General features: G+C 72.4%; 19 protein-coding genes. 14 read left to right on the top strand and 5 right to left on the bottom strand.

The features are described 5' to 3' along the window. Positions 1-129: 129 nt before the first annotated feature. Entirely contained in the window at positions 130-783 is a 654-nt protein-coding gene (locus ABD223_RS08015; RefSeq protein ID WP_344035295.1) for an ACT domain-containing protein, read from the bottom strand. A 210-nt stretch (positions 784-993) separates the two neighbouring features. On the opposite strand from ABD223_RS08015, the gene gatC reads away from it, so the two are divergent. The 7 genes from gatC to ABD223_RS07980 all read left to right on the top strand — a co-directional run bounded on the left by gatC (position 994) and on the right by ABD223_RS07980 (position 10,674). Next, positions 994-1,293, top strand: coding sequence for an Asp-tRNA(Asn)/Glu-tRNA(Gln) amidotransferase subunit GatC (gene gatC / locus ABD223_RS08010; RefSeq protein WP_344035294.1), 300 nt, complete (start codon positions 994-996; stop codon positions 1,291-1,293). After that, on the top strand, positions 1,290-2,804 hold the full coding sequence (gene gatA, locus ABD223_RS08005) for an Asp-tRNA(Asn)/Glu-tRNA(Gln) amidotransferase subunit GatA (RefSeq protein ID WP_344035293.1): 1,515 nt from the start codon (positions 1,290-1,292) through the stop codon (positions 2,802-2,804). Before gatC ends, gatA begins: the two co-directional genes overlap by 4 nt. Next, positions 2,801-2,992, top strand: a complete 192-nt coding sequence (locus ABD223_RS08000; RefSeq protein ID WP_344035292.1) for a hypothetical protein — start codon at positions 2,801-2,803, stop codon at positions 2,990-2,992. The genes gatA and ABD223_RS08000 overlap by 4 nt, the downstream gene beginning before the upstream one ends. Beyond that, on the top strand, positions 2,989-4,491 hold the full coding sequence (gene gatB, locus ABD223_RS07995; protein WP_344035291.1) for an Asp-tRNA(Asn)/Glu-tRNA(Gln) amidotransferase subunit GatB: 1,503 nt from the start codon (positions 2,989-2,991) through the stop codon (positions 4,489-4,491). The genes ABD223_RS08000 and gatB overlap by 4 nt, the downstream gene beginning before the upstream one ends. Positions 4,492-4,881: 390 nt before the next feature. Next, a complete protein-coding gene (locus ABD223_RS07990; protein WP_344035290.1) occupies positions 4,882-5,190 on the top strand; it encodes a hypothetical protein in 309 nt (102 codons plus the stop codon). 75 nt (positions 5,191-5,265) lie between these two features. After that, complete coding sequence (locus tag ABD223_RS07985; RefSeq protein WP_344035289.1) at positions 5,266-7,911, top strand: CHAT domain-containing protein; 2,646 nt, start codon at positions 5,266-5,268, stop codon at positions 7,909-7,911. A 279-nt stretch (positions 7,912-8,190) separates the two neighbouring features. Then, positions 8,191-10,674: a M14 family zinc carboxypeptidase gene (locus tag ABD223_RS07980; protein WP_344035288.1), complete on the top strand. Its 2,484-nt coding sequence runs from the start codon at positions 8,191-8,193 to the stop codon at positions 10,672-10,674. A gap of 457 nt (positions 10,675-11,131) precedes the next feature. On the opposite strand, the gene ABD223_RS07975 is transcribed toward ABD223_RS07980, so the two are convergent. Continuing rightward, on the bottom strand, positions 11,132-12,316 hold the full coding sequence (locus ABD223_RS07975) for a PQQ-dependent sugar dehydrogenase (RefSeq protein WP_344035287.1): 1,185 nt from the start codon (positions 12,314-12,316) through the stop codon (positions 11,132-11,134). Positions 12,317-12,482: 166 nt separating this feature from the next. On the opposite strand from ABD223_RS07975, the gene ABD223_RS07970 reads away from it, so the two are divergent. Together ABD223_RS07970 and ABD223_RS07965 are read left to right on the top strand one after the other, a co-directional pair. Then, positions 12,483-13,424 (top strand): 2-hydroxyacid dehydrogenase, encoded by a 942-nt coding sequence (locus tag ABD223_RS07970; RefSeq protein WP_380645709.1) that lies wholly within the window; start codon positions 12,483-12,485, stop codon positions 13,422-13,424. A 72-nt stretch (positions 13,425-13,496) separates the two neighbouring features. Beyond that, on the top strand, positions 13,497-14,252 hold the full coding sequence (locus tag ABD223_RS07965) for a DoxX family protein (protein WP_344035286.1): 756 nt from the start codon (positions 13,497-13,499) through the stop codon (positions 14,250-14,252). Between the two features lie 97 nt (positions 14,253-14,349). Here the strand turns inward: ABD223_RS07965 and ilvD are convergent, their stop codons facing one another. The 3 genes from ilvD to ABD223_RS07950 all read right to left on the bottom strand — a co-directional run bounded on the left by ilvD (position 14,350) and on the right by ABD223_RS07950 (position 17,186). After that, a complete protein-coding gene (gene ilvD, locus ABD223_RS07960; protein WP_344035285.1) occupies positions 14,350-16,194 on the bottom strand; it encodes a dihydroxy-acid dehydratase in 1,845 nt (614 codons plus the stop codon). Positions 16,195-16,269: 75 nt separating this feature from the next. Continuing rightward, positions 16,270-16,716 carry a vitamin K epoxide reductase family protein gene (locus tag ABD223_RS07955; protein ID WP_344035284.1) on the bottom strand — a complete coding sequence of 149 codons (447 nt, stop codon included), beginning with the start codon at positions 16,714-16,716 and terminating at the stop codon, positions 16,270-16,272. Beyond that, positions 16,713-17,186: a PH domain-containing protein gene (locus ABD223_RS07950; protein WP_344035282.1), complete on the bottom strand. Its 474-nt coding sequence runs from the start codon at positions 17,184-17,186 to the stop codon at positions 16,713-16,715. Before ABD223_RS07950 ends, ABD223_RS07955 begins: the two co-directional genes overlap by 4 nt. Before the next feature lie 280 nt (positions 17,187-17,466). Between ABD223_RS07950 and ABD223_RS07945 the strand changes: the two genes are divergently transcribed. From ABD223_RS07945 to serA, 5 genes are all read left to right on the top strand, one after another. Next, on the top strand, positions 17,467-19,305 hold the full coding sequence (locus ABD223_RS07945; protein WP_344035281.1) for an acetolactate synthase large subunit: 1,839 nt from the start codon (positions 17,467-17,469) through the stop codon (positions 19,303-19,305). Between the two features lie 61 nt (positions 19,306-19,366). After that, the gene (gene ilvN, locus ABD223_RS07940) at positions 19,367-19,873 is read left to right on the top strand and encodes an acetolactate synthase small subunit (protein ID WP_344035392.1); all 507 of its coding nucleotides are present in this window, start codon (positions 19,367-19,369) and stop codon (positions 19,871-19,873) included. A 30-nt stretch (positions 19,874-19,903) separates the two neighbouring features. Continuing rightward, positions 19,904-20,917 (top strand): ketol-acid reductoisomerase, encoded by a 1,014-nt coding sequence (ilvC, locus tag ABD223_RS07935; RefSeq protein ID WP_344035280.1) that lies wholly within the window; start codon positions 19,904-19,906, stop codon positions 20,915-20,917. A 63-nt stretch (positions 20,918-20,980) separates the two neighbouring features. Continuing rightward, a complete protein-coding gene (locus ABD223_RS07930; RefSeq protein ID WP_344035279.1) occupies positions 20,981-21,256 on the top strand; it encodes a DUF397 domain-containing protein in 276 nt (91 codons plus the stop codon). Positions 21,257-21,717: 461 nt separating this feature from the next. Then, positions 21,718-23,307, top strand: a complete 1,590-nt coding sequence (gene serA / locus ABD223_RS07925) for a phosphoglycerate dehydrogenase (protein WP_344035278.1) — start codon at positions 21,718-21,720, stop codon at positions 23,305-23,307. Positions 23,308-23,492: the final 185 nt, after the last annotated feature.

The following is a 23,492-nucleotide window of genomic DNA, read 5'->3' as shown; positions in this document are numbered from 1 at the left end:
CGAACCGGCGCCCTCGACGAACCGGCGCCCTCGACGAACCGGCGCCCTCGACGAACCGGCGCCCTCGACGAACCGGCGCCCTCGACGAACCGGCGCCCTCGACGAACCGGCGCCCCCGGCGAACCGGCCCTAGTCCGGCAGCACCACCGACACGATCCCGGCCAGGTGCGCCAACCGCGCCACCTCCGCCGCCCGGAACATCGGCCCCCCGGGCCGCCCCACCAGCAGCACCCGGTCCGGCTTGCCCAGCGGCGTGGCGGCCAGCTCCGTCCCCAGCTCGCGCCAGGTCTCCGGCACCCAGTCCTCGTCGCCGTCGAGCACGGTCGCCCGCGCCAGCGGCAGCCACGGCGGCGACGGCAGGCCCGCCTCCGGCGCGGCGGACGACGCGGTCAGCAGGCGCAGCGCCGCGCCGTCCCACGACACCACCACGGCCCACCCCGCCCGGATGATCTTCGGCACGCCCTCGGTGAACACCGCCAGCCCGTGCGCGGGCTCCTCCGCGACCTCCTCGACCAGCTCCAGCTCGCGGTGGGTGTCCAGCACACCCGCGTACGGCCGCACCGCGTCCACCTCGACGCCCTCGATGGACTCCGCCGCCGTGATGAGCACGTCCGGCAGCCTGCCGGACGGCAGCTCGACCACCAGGTCGTCGATGGCCAGCCCCGCGCCGCGCTCCACCACGTCCACGCTGAGTATGTCGGCCCCGATCTCGCCGAGCGCGGAGGCGACGGCTCCCAGGGTGCCGGGACGGTCCGGGAGTTGGACCCGGATCAGGAAGGACACGGTGCACGCCTCCAGGCTGGAACGGACTTGCCGGCCGCTGATTCTCGCAGACGCAGCTTCGCTTTCCGACCCACCAGGGGCGTTGCGCACCGGTAAAATCGCGCCCCCACGCGCGCGAGCGCGGGCAACCCGGTACGAGGCCGCCCTGACCAGCCAATAGACTCGGCAGGTCCAAAATCCGAGAAAACCAGACCCCCGGGGGTTGACGAGGTGCCCAGCATCTCCCGCGACGAGGTCGCGCACCTGGCCCGACTGGCGAGGCTCGCCGTCACCGACGACGAGCTGGACCTGTTCGCCGGCCAGTTGGACGTGATCCTCCAGTCGGTGGCCACGGTGGGCGACATCGCCACCGCGGACATCCCGCCCACTTCGCACGCCGTTCCGCTGACCAACGTGTTCCGCGAGGACGTGGTGCGTCCCAGCCTCGGTCAGCAGCAGGTGCTGGCGGGCGCCCCCGCGGCCGAGGAAGGCCGCTTCCGCGTCCCCCGCATCCTGGGTGAGGAAGCATGAGCGACTTGATCCGCAGCACCGCCGCCGAGCTGGCGGCCAAGATCGCGGGCCGCGAGGTCTCCGCGGTCGAGGTCGCGCGGGCCCACCTCGACCGGATCGGCGAGGTCGACGGCGCGGTGCACGCGTTCCTGCACGTCGACGCCGAGGGCGCGCTGGCCGCCGCGAAGAAGGTGGACGACGACGTCGCCGCCGGCGTCGAGGTCGGCCCGCTGGCCGGCGTGCCGCTGGCCCTGAAGGACGTGTTCGCCACCGAGGGCGTGCCCACCACGTGCGGCTCGAAGATCCTCGAAGGCTGGCGTCCGCCCTACGACGCCACGGTCACCCGCCGCCTCAAGGAGGCGGGCATCGTGATCCTCGGCAAGACGAACATGGACGAGTTCGCGATGGGCTCGTCGACCGAGAACTCGGCCTACGGCCCGACCCGCAACCCGTGGGACACCGACCGCGTCCCGGGCGGCTCCGGCGGCGGCTCGTCCGCCTCGCTCGCCGCGTTCGAGGCCCCGCTGGCGATCGGCACGGACACCGGCGGCTCGATCCGCCAGCCCGGCTCGGTCACCGGCACGGTCGGCGTGAAGCCCACCTACGGCGGCGTCTCCCGGTACGGCCTGGTCGCGTTCTCCTCCTCGCTGGACCAGGCGGGGCCGTGCGCGCGGACGGTGCTGGACGCGGCCCTGCTGCACGAGGTCATCGCCGGTCACGACCCGCTGGACTCGACCTCGGTCGACGCGCCGGTGCCGCCGGTCGTCGCGGCCGCCCGCGAGGGCGCGAACGGCGACCTGTCGGGCGTGCGCGTCGGCGTGGTCACGCAGTTCAGCGGCGAGGGCTACCAGCCGGGCGTGCTGCGCAGCTTCGAGGCGGCCGTGGCCCAGCTCAAGCAGCTCGGCGCGGAGGTCGTCGAGGTCTCCTGCCCGAGCTTCGACTACGCGCTGCCCGCCTACTACCTGATCGCGCCCAGCGAGGCGTCCTCGAACCTGGCCCGCTTCGACGCCATGCGCTACGGCCTGCGCGTCGGCGACGACGGCACGCGCAGCGCCGAGGAGGTCATGTCGCTGACCCGCGAGGCGGGCTTCGGGCCCGAGGTGAAGCGGCGCATCATGATCGGCACCTACGCGCTGTCGTCGGGCTACTACGACGCCTACTACGGGTCGGCGCAGAAGGTGCGGACGCTGATCTCGCGCGAGTTCGACCAGGCGTTCGCCACGGTGGACGTGCTGGTCTCGCCGACCACGCCGACCACGGCGTTCCGGATCGGCGAGCGCACCGGCGACCCGATGGCCATGTACAAGGCGGACCTGTGCACGATCCCCGCCAACCTGGCCGGCAACGCCGCCATGAGCGTCCCGAGTGGACTGTCCGACGAGGACGGGCTGCCGGTCGGCCTCCAGATCATGGCGCCGGCGCTCCAGGACCACCGCATGTACCGGGTGGCGGCGGCCTACGAGGTGGCCCGGGACGCGGCGGCCGGTTCGCCGCTGATCCTGGGCGCGCCGGAACCGGCGGGCGCGCGATGAAGAGGGCGCGGACGGTCCTGTCGCTGGTCGGCGCCGCGGGCGCGGCCACCAGCGCGTTCTCCACGTTGAAGTCCGCCCGCGGCAAGAACGACAAGCTGGCCCTGGCCAACGCGGCGGCGAGCATCCTGGTGGCGATCACGGGCGCGGCGCTGGCCGCGCGGGATCTGCGGAAGGGCGGGAAGGCATGACGTCGGTGGACGAGCTGATGGACTACGCCGAGGTCATCGAGCGCTTCGACCCGGTGCTGGGGCTGGAGGTGCACGTCGAGCTGCACACCAACACCAAGATGTTCTGCGGGTGCGCGAACCTGTTCGGCGGCGAGCCGAACACCCACGTGTGCCCGACGTGCCTGGGCATGCCGGGTTCGCTGCCGGTGGTCAACGGCAAGGCGGTGGAGTCGGCGATCCGCATCGGCCTGGCGCTGAACTGCGAGATCGCCGAGTGGTGCCGGTTCGCCCGGAAGAACTACTTCTACCCGGACATGCCGAAGAACTTCCAGACCTCGCAGTACGACGAGCCGATCGCCTTCAACGGCTGGCTCGACGTGGTGCTGGACGACGGCGAGGTCGTGCGGGTCGACATCGAGCGCGCGCACATGGAGGAGGACACCGGCAAGTCGCTGCACGTCGGCGGCGCGACGGGCCGCATCCACGGCGCCGAGCACTCGCTGCTGGACTACAACCGGGCGGGCGTGCCGCTGATCGAGATCGTCACCAAGCCGATCACCGGCACGGGCGAGCGCGCGCCGGAGGTGGCGCGGGCGTACGTGAGCGCGCTGCGCGACCTGCTCAAGGCGCTGGACGTGTCGGACGTGCGGATGGACCAGGGTTCGCTGCGGTGCGACGCGAACGTGTCGCTGATGGCGAAGGACGCGTCGGAGTTCGGCACCCGCACCGAGACGAAGAACGTGAACTCGCTGCGCAGCGTCGAGCGGGCCGTGCGGTTCGAGATGACGCGGCAGGCGGCGGTGCTGGCGGCCGGCGGCTCGATCACCCAGGAGACCCGCCACTTCGACGAGTCGACCGGCGGCACGTCGTCCGGTCGCACCAAGGAGACGGCCGAGGACTACCGGTACTTCCCGGAGCCCGACCTGGTGCCGATCGCGCCGTCGCGGGAGTGGGTCGAGGAGCTGCGCGGCACGCTGCCCGAGCTGCCGTGGGAGCTGCGCAGGCGCGTGCAGCAGGAGTGGGGCCTGACCGACGCCGAGCTGCGCGACCTGGTCAACACCGGCGCGCTGGACCTGGTGGCGGCGACCGTCGCGGCGGGTGCGACCCCGGTCGAGGCCCGGTCGTGGTGGGTGTCCTACCTGCCGCAGCAGGCCAACAACCGCGGCGTGGAGCTGGTCGGGCTGGCGATCACCCCGGCGCAGGTGGCGCGGGTGGTGGCCCTGGTGAACTCCGGTGAGCTGACCAACAAGCTCGCCCGCGAGGTCGTCAACGCGGTGCTCGACGGCGAGGGCGAGCCGGAGGCCGTGGTCGAGGCCCGCGGCCTGAAGGTGGTCTCGGACGACTCGGCGCTGGAGAAGGCGGTGGACGAGGCGCTGGCCGCGCAGCCGGACGTGGCCGCCAAGATCCGCGACGGCAAGGTCGCGGCGGCGGGCGCGATCGTCGGCGCGGTGATGAAGGCGACGAAGGGCCAGGCGGACGCCAAGCGCGTGCGGGAGCTGGTCATCGCGCGCTGCTCGTGAGCGGCGCCTCGTGAGCGGTGCGCGGAGGGGGCGGGACCCGACCGGGTCCCGCCCCCTCCGCGTCCCCGGCCGGGCCCCTTGGGACCCCGGCCCGCGGGCGGCGGGATTCCAGGCCGCGTGGGCCGGCCGGAGTACCCGTATTGCGGCTTCAGCACCACTGCATTCTGTTAACGCATTACACCGTTAGAGTGGTAACGCTTGCGGAACTTGGTTTCCGCTGCTGGTCAGACGTGGGCTTGATCACTAACTTTGTCGCTCTCGGTGAAGTTTTTCCTCCCGGCTGCGTCCGTCTGTGTCAGGCTTGGGCCCGTTCGGCCGGTCGGGGAGGACCGCCGGACATCCGCCGCCGGTGCCCCGTCCCGAGGGGCCGTTGCAGGGGAGGACAACGTCATGTCTGGTACCGATCCCAAGCTCATCGCCGAGATCAACGCCATCGAGGACGCGATCGAGGACGAGATCATCGACGCGGTCGTCGAGGAGGAGTTGCCGCCGGCGCCCGTCGTCGACGACCTCGACCCGCGGCTGCCGGACGAGGACCCCGTCGTCCTCCCGACCGGCGGGCCCTACAAGCCGACCGGCGACCCCGTGGTCACCCCGATGGGCGGGCCCTACAAGCCCACCGGCGACCCGGTCGAGACCAACGGCGGCCCGTACAAGCCGACCACCGACGAACCGGCGGCGGCCACCACCGTCAAGTGACGCCTCGGTGAAGGCGCGGCGGGCGCCCCCGGTCAGCCGGGGGCGCCCGCTTGCTCTGTGTGATCTCATATGAACGTGCCTGCGCATTCATCCGAGAGCGGAAGAAGCGGGAAGCGCGATTCCGACGACCCCGACAGAGCCGTCGCGGCCGCCCGCTCGCTGCACCGCGCCGCGCTGGACGCCGCGACCGCGGACCGCCACCCCTCCGCCATCCGGTGGATGCGCCGGGGCCTGGCCCTGCTGGAAGTCCCCGGCATCGACCCGCAGGAACGCCTCGAAGTCCGCATCCGGCTGCTGAACACCCTCGCGTTCTGCCTGGCCGAGACCGGCAACGTCGACGACGGCCTGACCCAGCTCGCGGGCGTGGACCAGGAACTGGCCGGCCTGCGCGACGAGGCGCTGCGGAGCGGGCTGTCCACCAAGGTCAACCTCAACCGCGCCGCCCTGCTGTGCCGCGTGGGCCGGGTCGACGAGGGCATCGCCCAGCTCGACCTGGAGGTCGAGCGCAGCGAGCGGAGCCTCGCGCGGCGCGCCGACCCCGACACCGAGGCCGTCGACCTGCTCGCGCTCGCGCTGTCCAACCGCGGCAACGCGCACGGCGAGGCGCACCGCGTCGACAAGGCGGTCCGCGACCTCGACCGCGCCGTGGCCCTCGCCCGCACCCACGACCTGCCGATGCGCGCGGCCATCGCCAAGCACGCCCTGGGCAACGTCGTGCAGCGCGCCGGCGACATCCCCGCCGCCCTGCGCCACTACGAGGAGGCCGGCCGCGCCTTCCAGGAGCTGGAACCCGGCCTGCTGCTGCGCCTGCGCATCGACCAGGCCGAGGCCATGATCAGCGTCGGCCTCGCCGACGAGGCGGGCCGGCTGCTCGACGAGGTGCTGCCGGAGCTGCGCCGCCAGCGCATCGGGCAGGACGTCGCCGAGGCCGAGCTGTTCCGCGCCGCCGCGGCCCTCCAGGACGGCGACCTCGTGCTGGCCAAGCGGACGGCGTGCGCGGCCCAGCGCAAGCTGCTGCGGCGCGGCAGCCCGGCGTGGGCGGCGGTGGCGGGCCTGATCGCGCTGCGCGTGGACGTGTCGCGGGCGCTGGAGTCGCGGCGGCCCTCCGCCGCGGTGGTGGCGCGGGCGGTCGCCCTGTCCGCCGAGCTGGCCGCGCTGAAACTGGCCGACCAGGCCGCGTTCGCGCTGGTGCTGGCCGCCCGCGTGGAGATCCGCCGCGGCGCGCCCGACCGCGCGGAGGAACTGCTCCGCGGCGTGCCGAAGACCCGCCGGATCACGCCGATCGACCACCGGATGCTGCTGCGGCTGTGCCGCGCCGAACTCGCCCTCGCCCGCGGCAACCCGCGGGTCGCGCTGGCGCAGGCCAAGGCCGGGCTCGCCGAGCTGGGCCGGGTGCGCGACCGGCTGGGCGGGCTCGAACTCGTGTCCGGCACCGCCGTGCACGGCCGCGAACTGGGCGAGCTGGCCGTGTGCCTGGTGCTCGCCGGCGGCGACTCCACCGCCAACGCCAGGCGCCTGTTCACCTGGCTGGAGCGCACCCGCGCCCAGCTCTACCGGTACGACCCGGTCGAGTCCACCACCGACTCCGAGCTGGGCGAGCGGATCGCCGAGGTGCGGCGGCTGAGCCGCGCCCTGCTGCGCGCCCGCCTGGACGGCCTGCCGACCGAGCGGCTGGAGGCGCTGCTCAAGGCGGGCAGGCGCGCCGCCAACCAGCTCGACTGGAGCGCCACACCGTGGGGCACGCCCCGCCCGGTCGTCACGGCCGCGGAGGTGCTGCCCCGCCTGGCCGGGCGCGCCATGGTCAGCTACGCCACCGCGGGCGACGAGCTGACCGCCGTGGTGCTGGTCGACGACCGGGTGCGGCTGGTGCGCCTCGGCTCCGCCGCCGCGGCCACCGAGGGCGCGCGCCGCCTGCACGCCGACCTCAACGCCCTCGCGCCCGACCACCTCCCGGCCCCGCTGGTCCAGGTCATCTCGGCGTCCGCGCGGCGCGAGGCGGAGAAGCTCGACCAGGCGCTGCTGCGCCCCCTGGCCCCGATGCTCGGCGACCGCGAACTGGTCGTCGTGCCCACCGGCGCGCTCTACGCGGTGCCGTGGGGCGTGCTGCCCACGTGCGCCAACCGCCCCACCGCGGCCGTGCCGTCGGCGACCGCCTGGGTGTCGGCCACGCGCGAGGACCGGCCGCCCGCGGGCGGGGTGCTGCTGGTGCGCGGCCCCGGCCTCCAGGCCGCGCAGGGCGAGATCGACCTGCTCGCGAGCTACCACGGCGACGCCGAGCTGCTCGGCGTCGCCGAGGCGAAGGTCGGCGCGGTGCTGGACGCGCTCGACGGCATCCGGCTCGCGCACATCGCCGCGCACGGCGAGCACGAGCCGGAGAACGCGCTGTTCTCGCGGCTGGAACTGGTGGACGGCGCGCTGTTCGCGCACGAGGTCGGCCGCGTGCGCCGCCCGCCGCACCAGGTGGTGCTGGCGGCGTGCGAGCTGGCGCTCAACCGCGTGCGGCCCGGTGACGAGCCCCTGGGGTTCGCGGGGGCGCTGCTGGCCAGCGGGGCGCGCACGGTGATCGCCGCGTCCAGCAAGGTGGGGGACCAGCCGTCGGCGGCGGCGATGGCCGACTTCCACCGCAACCTGTCGGGCGGCGCGTCACCCGCGGTGGCGCTGGCGGACGCGGTGGCCGTGGACCCGCTGCGCCGCCCGTTCGTGTGCCTGGGCTCCGGCTGACGCGTTCACGCGCCCCGGTCTCCCACCCGCCGTCGCGCCTGCCCGCCTTGGTGCCCGACCTTCTGCCCTCCCTCCTCCCTCTTTCCAGCCCTCGGCCCTTTGTCCCCTCGGCCCTTCCTCCTCCCGGGTCCCCTCCCCTCGATGCCGCCGTCTCCTCACCCTTCCCCTCCCTCCCGTCACTCCGTCGTGGACCTGACCAGCCTTTCGAACGGTTGACCGGCGAAGCGCCCACCCACTACCCAGGGAGGAGGTGAATTTCCCCGGTGATCGGAGGGCTCGGTGCGCTCACTGCTGCTGCTGCTGCTGACGGTGGTGTTGCTGGCCACGATGACCACACCCGCCACCGCCGCGCCCCCGGTCGGCCGGGGCGGCGAACCGGGCAACGGCCCGGAGCGCCACCTGGTCGCCGCCGTCGACCTGCCCCCGGCCACCACCGCCGCGCGGGGCGAGAACCGGCCCGAGGCCGTCCAGGGCTACCCGCGCCGCACGCTGCTGCGCGAGTTCCCCGAGCACCCCACCGACAGGTCGATCAAGCTCGGCCTCGCGCCGTACCACTCGCTCGCGCCGCGCCTGAACGACCTCCAGCGCCGCAGCGACCGCATCTCCGTCGAGGTGGTCGGCCAGTCCGCCGCGGGCCGCGACCTCTACCTGGTGACCCTCACCGCGCCCGAGACCCCGGCCGAGGCGCGGCGCCAGGACGCGTGGCGCGAGAAGATCGAGGACAACCCGGCGGCCGCGAGCCGCGACGTCCTGCTCCGCCACGCCTACAAGGCGCCCATCTGGATCAACGCCAACATCCACGGCGACGAGTGGGAGGGCACCGACGGCGCCCTGCGCGTGGTCGAGGACCTGGGCCTCACCCGCGACCGGTGGGCGCTGGAGCTCCTCAACCGCCACCGCGTGCACGTCAACCTCACCGCGAACCCGGACGGGCGCGTGGCCGGGACGCGCGCCAACGCGAACGGGTTCGACCTGAACCGGGACTTCGTGACCTCGTCGCAGCCCGAGTCGCGGGTGATGCGGGACCTCGTGCGGCGCGTCCAGCCCGTGCTGGTGCTCGACCAGCACGGGTACGTGGAGAACACGCTGATCGAGCCGACCACGCCGCCGCACGGCCAGAACTACGACTTCGACCTCTACATCGAGCACGGTTACGCGGGCGCGCTGCGCATGGAGCAGGCCGTGCGGGCCCTCGGCCACCCCGAGGCGGCACGTCCCGAGATCCCGTTCCGCGACTACGAACCGGGCGTGTGGGACGGCTGGGCGCCGATCTACACCGCCCAGTACGCGATGTACCACGGCGCCGTGTCCTACACGATCGAGATACCCATGAGGGTGAACCGGGGTGACTACGACTCACAGCCGGTGACCGAGCTGCGGCGGCGCTCCGGCATCAACACCGACGTCGTCGAGGCGACCATCCGCGGCGCGTTGTCGTACGCGCGCGACAACCGGGCGTCGATGGTGGACAACCAGGTCGAGGTGTTCCGGAGAGGGGCGGCGGGCGAGCCGCAGCGGCACGTGCCGGACGGGATCGTGCCGGGCTTCGGGCCGGAGGACAGGTACACCACCGAGTTCCCGCGCGCGTACGTCATCCCGGCAGGGGACCGGCAGCGCTCCGGCCCCGCCTCCGCGAGGCTGGTGGATCACCTGGTGGCGCACGACGTACGGGTGAAACGTGCCGACCACTCCTTCACGCTCAGTGGTCACCGCTACCCGGTCGGGACGTACGTGGTGGACATGCGCCAGCCGAAGCGCGCGCTGGCCAACGTGATGCTGGAAAGAGGACGGGACCTCTCCGCCGACGTGCCGACGATGTACGACATCTCGGCGTGGAGCCACCGACTGCTGTGGGGGGCGTCCGTGGACGTGGTCCGCTCGGGTCGGCTGGACGTGCCGGGCCGCGACGTGGTCGCCGCGTCACCCACCGGATCGGTGCCCGCCACCTCCGCGGCCGGCTTCGCCCTCACCCTCGTGGACGGCGAGGACGCCGCGGCCGCGAACGACCTCCTGGGCCACGGCGTCGAGCTCCGGCGGCACGACGACGGCACGATCGTGGCGCCGGCGGCGGCCCGCGCGACCGTGGAGGAGGTGGCCGACCGCCACGGCGTGCGGTTCACCCCCGGGAGGCCGGGAGGAACCCCGCTGCGCCCGGTGGCCGTGGCCGCGGCGGTGGCGGCCGACGAGCTGAAAGCACTGCGCGACATGGGTTTCAACGTCCGGCCGGTGTCGACCACCCTGCTCAACGACGGCTTCGACCTGTCGCGCGTGGACGTCCTGTTCGTGTCGTCGGGGTTGAGGTACGACCAACTGGACCAGGAGGCGCGGGCGGGGGTCGACGCGTTCCTCTCCCGGGGCGGCGTGGTGACCAGGGGCGCGACCGGCGCCCGTTTCGCCGCGGACACGGGCGTGCTCCCGGTCCGGGCGGTGGCGGGCAAAGAAGACGCGAACGGAGTGGTGGAGGTGAAAGACCCGAAGGGCCACCAATCCCACACGTTCGTGTACGCCCCGCACTGGTTCACCGACCCGGGGCCGGGCGTCGAGGTGGTGCAGCGCTACGGAAGCTTGGTGGCCGGGCACTGGACGACCCGCCCGGACGGCTCCGGCGGACAGGGAGAGGCGGAAGGACAAGCCGCAGTGGTGGCCGGCACATCACCACGCGGGACGAGGGCAGTGCTGTTCGGCACGGAACCCCTGTTCCGAGACCACCCGAAAGGGTTGTACCGGCAGGTGGCCGACGCCATCTACCGCACGGCACAATGATCTTGCACAACCCGCAGCCAGAACGGCTCCCACCAGCCGTCCCGGCACATGCCCGCCCCGCACTTTCGGGTGAAGATGGCCCGAAAATGTACGAAAACACCGTCACCGATCATCGGTTGGAAATGAAATGGAGCCGCCGACCACAACCACACCGACCCCCGCACCACCACTTCGACCTCTGCCGGCTCGGCCCCTGCCGGCTCGATCTCCGCCAGCCCGATCTCCGCCAGCCCGATCCCTGCCGAGCCCGAGCCCTGTTCAGCTCAACCCCTGCCGGCCCAGTCCTGGCTCGACTCCTGCCGCCGGCTCGACCCTGCCGGCTTGACCCTGCTAGCCCAGTCCCGGCTCGACTCCTGCCGCCGGCTCGACCCTGCCGGCTTGACCCTGCCGGCCCAGACCCGGCTCGACCCCTGCCAACTCGACCCTGCCGGCCAGTCCTGGCTCGACCCTTGTCGGGTCAGTCCCGGCCGCCGTTGCCGCCGCCCGTTTGGCGCACGAGGATCGCCACCCGGTCGTCGCTGGACACCGGTGAGCCGCCGGGGGCCTTGTTCACGGTGCCCACCAGCGCGGTCTGGTCGTCCAGCGCCACCATCGGACCGAGCCGCCCGAAGCCGTCCTCGCCGTCCATCGCCGCTTCCGGCTTGCCGGTGAAGCTGCCGTCGGGGCTCATCGGCAGGGAGAGGGTGCCCGGTGTCGCGGACGTCGCCAGCCACACCACGTCCGTCATCGCCGCGCACCCGCCCACGCCGGGGCGTTCGGGCCAGGACCACGCCGGGTCGCCCAGGGGCTTGCCGGCTTCCACGCGGTAGAGCAGGTCGGCTGACGTGCCGGCGTCGGTCACCCAGGTCTTCGTGCCGTCGCCCGACACGCAGAGGCCGCCGGGTGAGCGCAGGCCGCCGGTCAGCACCCGGGATCCCGCCGTCGGGTTGCCGCGCGCCGGTTGGCCGGAGCCGTCGATGCGGAGGACCTTCCCGGCCGGCGAGTTCGGGTCGGCGGCCAGCGCCGGGTTGCCCGCGTCGCCGGTCGCGACCAACAGCGCGCCGGTGCTGTCGTGGGCGAGGACGCCCCGGTTGCCCGACGGGCCCTTGGGGATGCCGGTCAGCACCGGTTTCGGCACGTCGCCCGGCGCCACCCGCATCACCCGGTTGTCGGTGGCGGTCGTCACGTAGACGTAGACCAGCTGGTCCTCGGAGTAGGTCGGCGACAGGGTCAGGCCGGTCAGCCCGCCGCCGGTGGTGGCGTCCACGTCGAACCGCGCCAGTTCGACCGGGTCCACGTCCTTGGTCACGCGCAGCAACCTGCCGGTCGCCCGTTCGGTCGCCAGGGCTGTCACCACACCGGTGGACTGGTTCACGTCGATCAGCGCCACGCCGGACAGCGGGTCCAGGCACGTCGCGACCACGGCCGGGCTGAAGTCCTTGCAACCCTCCGGCGGGGGCACGGGCGTCGCCGACTGGCCTGGTTGCTGGTCCTGGGGGCTGCGCGGCAGCTCGCCGGGCAGTTCGGGGCGCGGCCCCGCCTGCGGCGTCAGCTGCTGGGCCGCGCTCCACTCCGCCGGTGCGGGCTGCTCGGGGAAGCTCGCGCAGCCCGAGGCCAGCAGGCCCAGGGCCGAACCGATCAGCACTCCACGCAGTCGCGACACGCCACCCAGCCTAGGTGCGCGCTCGTGAACGCGAGGTGAGTGACCCGGAGAGCCCACAGGTGAACCGCCAGGAGAGGCGAACGACCGGGAGAGCGAGGAAGAGGGGGGAGGTGCGTGGCCACGAGAGGGCGGTCGAGGGGAGCCGACGTGCCGTAACGTGCCTGGTGTGACGCTGCTCCACCGTGGGACCGACAACGAGTTGACCGTGCTGGTGCCCGACGACCTGGGTGTTCGCGCGCTGTCCGAGGTGGAGGGCGTCCGGCCCGTCCGCTACGAGCCCGGCCACCCGCTGCCGGACGAGGCCGCGCGTGCCGAGGTGCTGGTGCCGAAGTTCCTCCAGGGCACCGACCCGACCGAGGTGTTCGCCCAGCTGCCGGCGCTCAAGCTGGTCCAACTGCTGTCGGCGGGCGCCGAGCGGTTCATCGGGGTGGTGCCCGACGGGGTGCTGCTGTCGACCTGCCGCGGCGCGCACGGCGGCAGCACGGCGGAGTGGGCGATCGGCGCGCTGCTCGCCGTCTACCGGGACTTCCCGGTGTTCGAGCGGGCCCGGCAGGAGCGGCGCTGGGACTACCACCGGACGGAGACGTTGCAGGACAAGGAGGTGCTCGTGGTCGGTGCGGGCGACCTCGGTGAGCAGTTCCGCCGCCGGTTGGAGCCGTTCGGGGCGACCGCGACCATGGTCGGCCGCACCGCCCGGCCCGGTGTGCGCGGCGTGGACGAGCTGCCCGACCTGCTGGGCGGTTTCGACGCGGTGCTGGTCGTGGTGCCGCTGACCGCGGAGACCACCGGGATGGTCGACGCGAAGTTCCTGTCCCGGATGAGGGACGGCGCGATCCTGGTCAACGCCGCGCGCGGGCCCGTGGTCGACACCGACGCGCTGCTGCCCGAACTCGTCTCGGGCCGGTTGCGGGCGGCGCTGGACGTGACCGACCCGGAACCGCTGCCCGCCGACCACCCGCTGTGGTCCGCGCCCGGCCTGTTCCTCACCCCCCACGTGGCGGGCAGCTGCACGGGTCACGCCGAGCGTGCCTACGCGGTCGTCGCCTCCGAGGTGGCCAGGTTCGCGCGCGGTGAGGAGCCCGCCAACCTGGTCAGGGGAGATTATTAACCCGTTCGGCCTAACGCGGGCTGCGGAACGGACGCTCGCGGTGGTCGGCCGAACCTCCTAACGTGCGGGTGCGTGGCTACTCACGACGACCGCTCCGGTGCTTCGGGCGGCTACTCCGGCGCAGGGTCCTACCCGACCGGAGGGGCGCACCACTTCGACGACGGCACCCGGTCGTTCGGTCGGGACGCCTTCCGCGAGGACGCCTTCCGCGAGGACGCCTCCGGCAGGGACGTCTTCGACAAGGACACCCAGAGCTTCGACACGACCGGGTACACGCCGGTCGCCGACCTGGACCCGGAGCCCGCGCACTACGACGACGAGGACGAGCGCAAGCCGTTCGGGTGGAGCGGCAGCGCCGACCTGGGCCTGCTCGTGCTGCGCCTGGCGCTGGGCGGCGCGTTCGTCGCGCACGGGCTCCAGAAGGTGTTCGGCCTGTTCGGCGGGCCGGGCATCGACGGGTTCGAGCGGTACCTCCAGGCGGCGGGGTTCCGGGAGGCGCGGATCCTGGCGTGGGTCACCGGCGTCACCGAGCTGGCGGGCGGCGGCCTGCTGGTCCTGGGCCTGTTCACGCCGCTGGCGGCGGCCGGGGTGCTGGGGGTGATGGCGAACGTCGTTGCGCTCAAGTTCCGGGGCGGGTTCTTCGCGCCCAACGGCGTGGAGCTGGAGGTCGCGTACGCGGCGATGGCGTTCGGCCTGCTGTTCGCCGGACCGGGCCGGGCGGCGCTCGACTACAACCGCGCCTGGTTCCGTCACCCGTTGGTGTCGGGTTTCCTGTGCCTGGTCCTCGCGGCCGGGGCCACCACGGCGACCCTGTACGTGTTCCGCTGACCTGCCCGACCGGGGGAACAGGCCCTGAACGGCGAGGACCGGCCGACGGGAACCCGCCGACCGGTCCTCGAAACCGGCCAAACGAACCAAAAGCGACCTACTTGTTCACGTCCCGCACCGCGCCGGTGGACGCGTCGGTGGCCATCCGGGCGTACGCGCGCAGCGCCGAGGTGACCGGCCGCACCCGGTCCACCGGCTGCCACGGCCGCTCCGAGGCGTCCATCTTCGCCCGCCGCTCGGCCAGCACCGCCTCGTCGACCAGCAGCTCCAACCGCCGCTCGTGCACGTCGATCAGGATGCGGTCGCCGTCCTCGACCAGGCCGATCAGGCCGCCGCCCGCCGCCTCCGGCGAGACGTGCCCGATGGACAGGCCGGACGTGCCGCCGGAGAACCGGCCGTCGGTGATCAGGGCGCACTTCTTGCCCAGGCCGGCGCCCTTGAGGAACGCGGTCGGGTGCAGCATCTCCTGCATGCCCGGACCGCCCGCCGGCCCCTCGTAGCGGACCACGAGCACGTCACCGGGCTGGATCTCCTTCTTCAGGATCACCGAGACCGCTTCCTCCTGGGACTCGACCACGCGGGCCGGCCCCTCGAAGCGCCACAGCTCCTCCTCGACGCCCGCGGCCTTGATGATCGCGCCGCGCTCGGACAGGTTGCCGCGCAGCACGGCCAGGCCGCCGTCCCTGGTGTAGGCGTGCTCGACGTCGCGGATGCAGCCGCCCGCCGCGTCCGTGTCGAGCCTCGACCAGCGGTTCGAGGTGGAGAACGCCTGCGTGGTGCGCACGCCGCCGGGCGCGGCGTGGAACAGCTCGACCGCCTCCGGCGACGGGTCGGCGGCGCGCACGTCCCACTGCGACAGCCACGACGCCATGTCGGGGCTGTGCACGGTGCGCACGCCCTCGTTGAGCAGGCCGGCCCGCCACAGCTCGCCCAGCAGGGCCGGGATGCCGCCGGCCCGGTGGACGTCCTCCATGTGGTAGTCCGAGTTCGGCGACACCTTCGCCAGGCACGGCACGCGCTTGCTCAGCCTGTCGATGTCGTCCAGCGTGAAGTCGACCTCGCCCTCCTGCGCGGCGGCGAGGACGTGCAGGACGGTGTTGGTGGAGCCGCCCATCGCCATGTCCAGCGCCATGGCGTTCTCGAACGCCTGGCGGTTGGCGATCGAGCGCGGCAGCACCGACTCGTCGTCGTTGTCGTAGTACGCCCGGCACAGCTCGACCACGGTGCGGCCGGCCCGCGAGAACAGGTCGCGGCGCGCGGCGTGCGTGGCCAGCGTGGAGCCGTTGCCGGGCAGCGCCAGGCCCAGCGCCTCGGTGAGGCAGTTCATGGAGTTCGCGGTGAACATGCCCGAGCACGAGCCGCAGGTCGGGCACGCCGAGCGCTCCACCTCGGCCAGGCCGGCGTCGTCGACGTCCGGCGAGGCGGACGCCGAGATGGCGGTGATCAGGTCGGTCGGCGCGACGGCGACGCCGTCCACCACGACCGCCTTGCCCGCCTCCATCGGCCCGCCGGAGACGAACACGACCGGGATGTTGAGCCGCATGGCGGCGTTGAGCATGCCCGGGGTGATCTTGTCGCAGTTGGAGATGCACACGATCGCGTCGGCCTGGTGCGCGTTGACCATGTACTCGACGGAGTCGGCGATGATCTCGCGCGAGGGCAGCGAGTAGAGCATGCCGCTGTGGCCCATGGCGATGCCGTCGTCGACCGCGATGGTGTGGAACTCGCGCGGCACGCCGCCCGCCTCGCGGATCGCCTCCGCCACGATGTCCCCGAGGTCGCGGAGGTGCACGTGACCGGGCACGAACTGCGTGTAGGAGTTGGCGATGGCCACGATGGGCTTGCCGAAGTCCGAGTCGGTCATGCCGGTCGCACGCCACAGCGAGCGAGCGCCCGCGGCGTTGCGGCCGTGGGTCGTGGTGCGGGAACGGAGCGGTGGCACGGCTCCTCCAGGAAGTCTGCGTGGAAGCTGTTCGCGAACGGCGCGGGGGTGGGCGCCGGTGGTGGGAGCGGTGCCTTAGAGGCTACTCCGTCGCAACGCCCCCGTGACCAGCACAGCCGCGAGCGCGAGTGTGATGACGTGCACGGCGGTGCACCACAGGCAGATCTTCCCGATCAGCAGGAACTCGGCGGCCACCAGGTAGACGACGAACAGCACGCCCACGCCCGCCGCCGCCAGCCGCGCCCAGTGCAGCGCCTCCACCCGCCACGCGAACGGCAGGGTGGCGACGGTCAGGAACGCGAAGAACGCGAGGCCGAGCACGGCGACCGGGACGCCCAGCAGCTCGGACTGGTCACTGGTGGTGACCGTGCCGCAGTCGATGACCTCGCCCTCGGCGCACAGCAGGGCGCCCTGCCGGAAGTGGGCGACCGTGAGGTAGGTCGAGACGGCCAGGCCGGCCAGGGACAGCAGCAGGCCGGCCACCGGCACCCGGCCCAGCTCGCGGGTGGTGTTCTGGCTCACTCCTCGGACTTTACGGGCGGGGGCGTTGCCTCCTGGTCAGGCGCGACGCCCTCGGCCACACCCTCGGCCACGTCCTCGACCTCGACCTCCGGCGTCGCCGCCACCGCGGTCGGGTCGGCCACCCGACCGCCGCTGACCGCCGACAACGCCGGCAGGTGCCCGACCCGCACGGCGGGCAGCCGCACGAGGGAGTCGTCCTCCAGCACCGCCGACAACCACCCCTTCGGGTCAACTTTGATGGCCTTCACGTCCGTCCACGGCAGCACGCGCTTGCCGAACGTGCTCCGCGCCACGATCCGCTCGCCGTCCACCGCGGTCCGGTTGCGCACCACCCACAGCGCGAAGGCCAGCGGCAGCAGGTAGAGCGCCTGGAGACCGGGCGCGGCCCACGCCACCGGCGTCACGCAGATGAGGGCGAGGCCCGCGGCGAGCAGGGCGGGGGTGGGGATGCGGAACACGACTTTCTGCACTTCCCGATGGTCCCACCTCGCCTTTCGGCGCCTTCGGGCCGCCCCGGTGCCCCCGTCCGCGTTTCCACCATCCGGGAGTGCCGTCCCGCACAGTTGACGCTCGCCGGGCTTGACGGTTAACGTCAGGGCCATGCAGCGCAACCTCGTCCTCGTACTTCCCAGGCGCGTCGACGCCTAGGCAGTCCGAGTTTGCGTCGACGCGCGACCCTCGTCCCACCCGTCCGGGTTGGCGAGGGTTTTTTCGTGCCCGGACCGTGCACCCTTAACCACGAGGCAGAAGATGACCAGCGCAACCTCGCGACCGGCTCCCGGCGAGTCGTCGCCCCGCCCCGGACCCCGGCCGAAACCGGCCCCGCCGAGCGGCGCCCCGGTCCGCGTGACCGGCGCCCAGTCGCTCGTCCGCTCCCTCGAAGCGGTCGGCTGCGAGGTGGTCTTCGGCATCCCCGGCGGCACGATCCTGCCTGCTTACGACCCGCTCCTCGACTCCACCAAGGTGCGCCACGTGCTCGTCCGCCACGAGCAGGGCGCGGGCCACGCCGCCACCGGGTACGCCCAGGCCACGGGCAAGGTCGGCGTCTGCATGGCCACCTCGGGCCCCGGCGCGACGAACCTGGTCACGCCGCTGGCCGACGCCAACATGGACTCCGTCCCGGTGGTCGCCATCACCGGCCAGCAGTCCCGCCCGCTGATCGGCACCGACGCGTTCCAGGAAGCGGACATCTGCGGCATCACCATGCCGATCACCAAGCACAACTTCCTGGTCACCGACGCCGCCGACATCCCGCGCGCGATCGCGGAGGCGTTCCACCTGGCGGCCACCGGCCGCCCCGGTCCCGTCCTGGTGGACATCCCCAAGGACGTGCTCCAGGAGATGACCTCGTTCTCCTGGCCGCCGGAGCTGCGCCTGCCCGGCTACCGGCCGACGACCCGGCCGCACGGCAAGCAGGTGCGCGAGGCCGCGAAGCTGATCGCCGCCGCCCGCAGGCCCGTCCTCTACGTCGGCGGCGGCGTCATCAAGGCCGAGGCGTCGAACGAGCTGATGGCGCTCGCCGAGTCCACCGGCATCCCGGTGGTGACCACGCTGATGGCGCGCGGCGCGTTCCCCGACTCGCACCCGCAGCACCTGGGCATGCCCGGGATGCACGGCACGGTCGCCGCGGTCGCCGCCATGCAGGCGTCCGACCTGCTGGTCGCGCTGGGCGCGCGGTTCGACGACCGGGTCACCGGCCAGCTGTCCACGTTCGCGCCGGACGCGCAGGTCGTGCACGCCGACATCGACCCCGCCGAGATCTCCAAGAACCGCCGCGCGGACGTGCCGATCGTCGGCGACTGCAAGGAGATCATCAGCGACCTGGTCGAGGCCGTCCGGGTGGAGAAGGAGAACTCCCAGCGCGTGGTCGACCTGGCGCCGTGGTGGGCGCAGCTGGACACGTGGCGCGAGACGTTCCCGGTGGGCTACGACTGGCCGGACGACGGCACGCTGTCACCGCAGTACGTGATCGAGCGGATCGGCGTGCTGACCCCGCCGGACACCCTGTTCACCGCGGGCGTCGGCCAGCACCAGATGTGGGCCGCGCAGTTCGTGAAGTACGAGTCGCCGCGCACCTGGATCAACTCCGGCGGCCTGGGCACGATGGGCTACGCGGTGCCGGCCGCGATGGGCGCCAAGGCGGGCGTGCCGGGCGTGCAGGTGTGGGCCATCGACGGCGACGGCTGCTTCCAGATGACCAACCAGGAGCTGGCCACCTGCGCCATCGAGAACATCCCGATCAAGGTCGCGGTGATCAACAACGGCAACCTGGGCATGGTCCGCCAGTGGCAGACCCTGTTCTACGGCGAGCGGTACTCCAACACCGACCTGGGCACGCACAAGCACCGCATCCCCGACTTCAAGATGCTGGCCGAGGCCATGGGCTGCGCCGGGCTGCGCGCCGAGTCGAGGGAGCAGGTCGACGCGGTCATCGAGCAGGCCATGGGCATCGACGACCGGCCGGTCGTCATCGACTTCGTGGTCGGCAAGGACGCCCAGGTGTGGCCCATGGTCGCGGCCGGCACCGGCAACAGCGAGATCATGGCCGCGCGGGGCATCCGCCCGCTGTTCGACGAAGACGATGTGTAGCGCCCGCCGCCCGACGGGCGAGAGTTGCCACGACGAAGACGACGTCTAGGACTGACTGATGATGACGAAGCACACCCTGAGCGTTCTGGTCGAGGACAAGCCCGGCGTCCTCGCCCGCGTGGCGGGCCTGTTCTCGCGGCGCGGCTTCAACATCGAGTCGCTCGCCGTCGGCCGCACCGAGCACCCCGACATCTCCCGCATGACCATCGTCGTCTCGGTCGACGAGCTGCCGCTGGAGCAGGTCACCAAGCAGCTCAACAAGCTCATCAACGTCATCAAGATCGTCGAGCTGGAGACCTCCGCCTCGGTGCAGCGGCAGCTCCTGCTCGTCAAGGTGCGCGCCGACGCGACGGTGCGCAGCCAGGTCCTCGAAACGGTGCAGCTGTTCCGCGCGAAGGTCGTCGACGTCTCCCCGGAGGCGGTCACCGTCGAGGCCACCGGCACGTCTGACAAGCTCGACGCGCTGTTGCGGATGCTGGAGCCCTACGGGCTCCGCGAGATCGTCCAGTCCGGCATGGTCGCCATCGGCCGTGGCGCCCGTTCCATCACCGCGACCGCGGTGCGCTGAAACCCGCTGTAGGAAAGGGAGTACCAACCAGTGAGCGTCGAGATCTTCTACGACGACGATGCCGACCTGAGCATCATCCAGGGGCGCAAGGTCGCGGTCATCGGCTACGGCAGCCAGGGTCACGCGCACGCGCTGAGCCTGCGCGACTCGGGCGTGGACGTGCGCATCGGCCTGCGCGAGGGCTCGAAGTCCGCGGCCAAGGCCGAGGAGGAGGGCCTGCGGGTCCTGAGCAACGCCGAGGCGGCGGCCGAGGCCGACGTGATCATGGTCCTGGCGCCGGACACCGCGCAGCGGCACATCTACGCGCAGGACATCGCGCCGAACCTCAAGGACGGCGACGCGCTGTTCTTCGGCCACGGCTTCAACATCCGCTACGGCCTGATCGAGGCGCCGTCCAACGTGGACGTGGCCATGGTCGCCCCGAAGGGCCCGGGTCACCTGGTGCGGCGGCAGTTCGTGGACGGCAAGGGCGTGCCCGCGCTGATCGCGATCGAGCAGGACGCGACCGGCAACGCCCAGGCGCTCGCGCTGGCCTACGCCAAGGGCATCGGCGGCACCCGGGCGGGCGTCATCAAGACGACGTTCAAGGAGGAGACCGAGACCGACCTGTTCGGTGAGCAGGCGGTGCTCTGCGGTGGCGCGTCGGCGCTGGTGCAGGCCGGTTTCGAGGTGCTGACCGAGGCGGGCTACGCGCCCGAGGTGGCCTACTTCGAGTGCCTCCACGAGCTGAAGCTCATCGTCGACCTCATGTACGAGGGCGGCATCGCGCGGATGCGCTACTCGATCTCCGACACCGCCGAGTTCGGCGACCTGACCCGCGGCCCGCGCGTGATCACGCCCGCGGTCAAGGACGAGATGCGCAAGATCCTGGGCGAGATCCAGGACGGCACCTTCGCCACGGAGTGGGTGAACGAGGACGACGCCGGCCGCGGCAACTACAAGAAGTTGCAGCAGGAGGGCGAGCAGCACCCGATCGAGGAGGTCGGCAAGAAGCTGCGCGGCCTCATGTCGTGGGTCGACCGCCCCATCACCGAAACGGCGTAATACCAGCGGTTTTTTCACCGGGGCCCGTGGTTTCGACCGCGGGCCCCGGTATATCTAGGCCCCATGACCGACAGTGCGCCGATCTACGACGACAAGGCCCACGTCCGGGGCAACCTCGATCTCACGGGCGTCGAGTGGATCCGCAGCGACGAGGGCGCGGAGGACGAGGAGGAGCACGTCGAGATCGCGTTCGTCGAGCACGCCGACGGCGTGACCTACACGGCGATGCGCAACTCCGCCCACCCCGAGGGCCCGGTCCTGGTCTTCACCCCGCCCGAGTGGGAGGCCTTCATCCTCGGCGTCAAGGACGGCGAGTTCGACGAGCCCTGGGCCGAGTAGAACCACCGAGCACGCGGCCCCGGCGGTCTCCAGCGCACGACTCGCGACCCCACCGCACGACTCGCGATGCCCCAGTGCACGACACGCGATGCCCCAGTGGACGACACGCGATGCCCCAGTGGACGACACGCGATGCCGGAGTGGAGGACACGCCGGGTTTTCGGGTTCGGGTTCCGCGTGTCCTCCGGTCGGACGTCGCGTGTCCTCCGGTCCGGCACCGCGTGTCCTCCGGTCGGACATCCCGGGTTGGTCCGGGCGCGGTGGGGGTGCCGGTCTAAACGGGACGTGCGTACCGCGTTCCAGCAGGTGAAACGGGGGACCCGCCGTTCTCGCCGGCGGGTCGGCTGACTATGCTCGTTAACAACCCGGACACATTGCCGTGGCCGGCCGGCGCGGGTGACGACCGGCAACGACACGGCCCCGCGCTCCCCACCAGACCAAGACCGCTGGGAGCGACGTCCGTGACCAAGCCCGTTGTCCTGATCGCCGAGAAGCTCGCACCGTCCGTTCTCGACGTCTTCGGCGAAGGCATCGAGGTGCGCCACGTCGACGGCACCGACCGTCCCGCGCTGCTCGAAGCCGTCGCCGACGCCGACGCCCTCCTGGTCCGCTCCGCCACCAAGGTCGACGCCGAGGTCCTCAGGGCGACCACGAAGCTGAAGGTCGTCGCCCGCGCGGGCGTGGGCCTGGACAACGTCGAGGTGCCCGCCGCCACCGAGCGCGGCGTGATGGTGGTCAACGCGCCGACCTCCAACATCGTCAGCGCCGCCGAGCACGCCGTCGCCCTGCTGCTCGCCACGGCCCGCCAGATCCCGGCCGCGCACGCCACGCTCCAGGACCACCAGTGGAAGCGCAGCAAGTTCAACGGCGTCGAGGTCAACGGCAAGACCGTCGGCGTGGTGGGCCTCGGCAAGATCGGCCAGCTGTTCGCGGCCCGCATCGCCGCCTTCGGCACCACGGTCATCGCCTACGACCCGTACGTGTCGGCCGCCCGCGCCGCCCAGCTCGGCATCGAGCTGGTCACGCTGGAGGAGCTGCTGGAGCGCTCCGACTTCGTCTCGATCCACCTGCCGAAGACCCCGGAGACCAAGGGCCTGATCGGCGCCGAGCAGCTGGCCAAGGCCAAGCGCGGCGTCATCATCGTCAACGCCGCCCGCGGCGGCCTGGTCGACGAGGAGGCGCTGGCCGAGGCGGTCAAGGAGGGCCAGGTCGGCGGCGCCGGCATCGACGTGTTCTCCACCGAGCCGACCACCGAGAGCCCGCTGTTCGGCGTCCCGAACGTGGTCGTCACGCCGCACCTGGGCGCGTCCACCACCGAGGCGCAGGACCGCGCGGGCACGGACGTGGCCAAGTCGGTCCTGCTGGCCCTGGCCGGCGACTTCGTGCCGGACGCGGTGAACGTGCAGGGCGGCGGCGTGGTCGGCGAGGAGGTCCGCCCGTACCTGCCGCTGGCGCAGAAGCTGGGCACCGTCGTGGCGGCCCTGTCCGCCAAGGCGCCGACCTCGGTCACGGTCGAGGTGCGCGGCGAGCTGTCCAACGAGGACGTCGCGGTGCTGCCGCTGGCGGCGCTGCGCGGCGTGTTCTCCAGCGTGGTCGAGGAGCAGGTCACCTTCGTCAACGCGCCGGCGCTGGCCGGCTCGCTGGGCGTGCAGGTGGAGCTGGTGAAGGAGGCGGAGAGCGCGAACCACCGCAGCCTGCTCACCGTGCGCGCGGTGCAGGCGGACGGCGCGGTCATCACCGTCTCGGGCACGCTCACCGGTCTCGACCAGGTGCAGAAGCTGGTCGGCGTCAACGGCCGCGGTTTCGACCTGCGCGCCGAGGGCAACGTGCTGCTGCTGGAGTACCCGGACCGGCCGGGTGTCATGGGCACCGTCGGCACCCTGCTGGGCGAGGCGGGCGTGAACGTCGAGGCCGCGCAGATCAGCCAGACCAAGGACGGCCAGGACGCGTTCATGCTGCTGCGCGTGGACCGCCCGGTGGACGCCGCCGTGCTCGACCCGATCGGCGCGGCCGTCGGCGCCCGCACGGTGCGCTCGGTCAACTTCGACTGATCCCCGAGAAGGACATCCCCGAAACGGGTTAACGCCGTCGGGACCTGTCGATGTATATCGTCGCAGGTCCCGGCGGCGTTCCAGTTAACCGTTGATTGTCAAATCTGTGGGTGTCGTCACTCGTTCGGTCTAATTGATCGACACGATCGAGGGATTAGGTTCCCTCCCACGAGGTTGACCGGTGC

The sequence above is a fragment of the Saccharothrix xinjiangensis genome (assembly GCF_039527585.1).
Taxonomy (GTDB): domain Bacteria; phylum Actinomycetota; class Actinomycetes; order Mycobacteriales; family Pseudonocardiaceae; genus Actinosynnema; species Actinosynnema xinjiangensis.
This window is presented reverse-complemented; position numbering and strand designations above follow the sequence as displayed.

Excerpts from the sequence above, each read along its gene's own strand:
- ABD223_RS07945 (WP_344035281.1), top strand. The coding sequence starts at position 17,467 with ATGACCAGCGCAACCTCGCGACCGGCTCCCGGCGAGTCGTCGCCCCGC.
- ABD223_RS07930 (WP_344035279.1), top strand. The coding sequence starts at position 20,981 with ATGACCGACAGTGCGCCGATCTACGACGACAAGGCCCACGTCCGGGGC.
- gatB (WP_344035291.1), top strand. The coding sequence starts at position 2,989 with ATGACGTCGGTGGACGAGCTGATGGACTACGCCGAGGTCATCGAGCGC.
- gatA (WP_344035293.1), top strand. The coding sequence starts at position 1,290 with ATGAGCGACTTGATCCGCAGCACCGCCGCCGAGCTGGCGGCCAAGATC.
- ABD223_RS07990 (WP_344035290.1), top strand. The coding sequence starts at position 4,882 with ATGTCTGGTACCGATCCCAAGCTCATCGCCGAGATCAACGCCATCGAG.
- ABD223_RS08000 (WP_344035292.1), top strand. The coding sequence starts at position 2,801 with ATGAAGAGGGCGCGGACGGTCCTGTCGCTGGTCGGCGCCGCGGGCGCG.
- ilvN (WP_344035392.1), top strand. The coding sequence starts at position 19,367 with ATGACGAAGCACACCCTGAGCGTTCTGGTCGAGGACAAGCCCGGCGTC.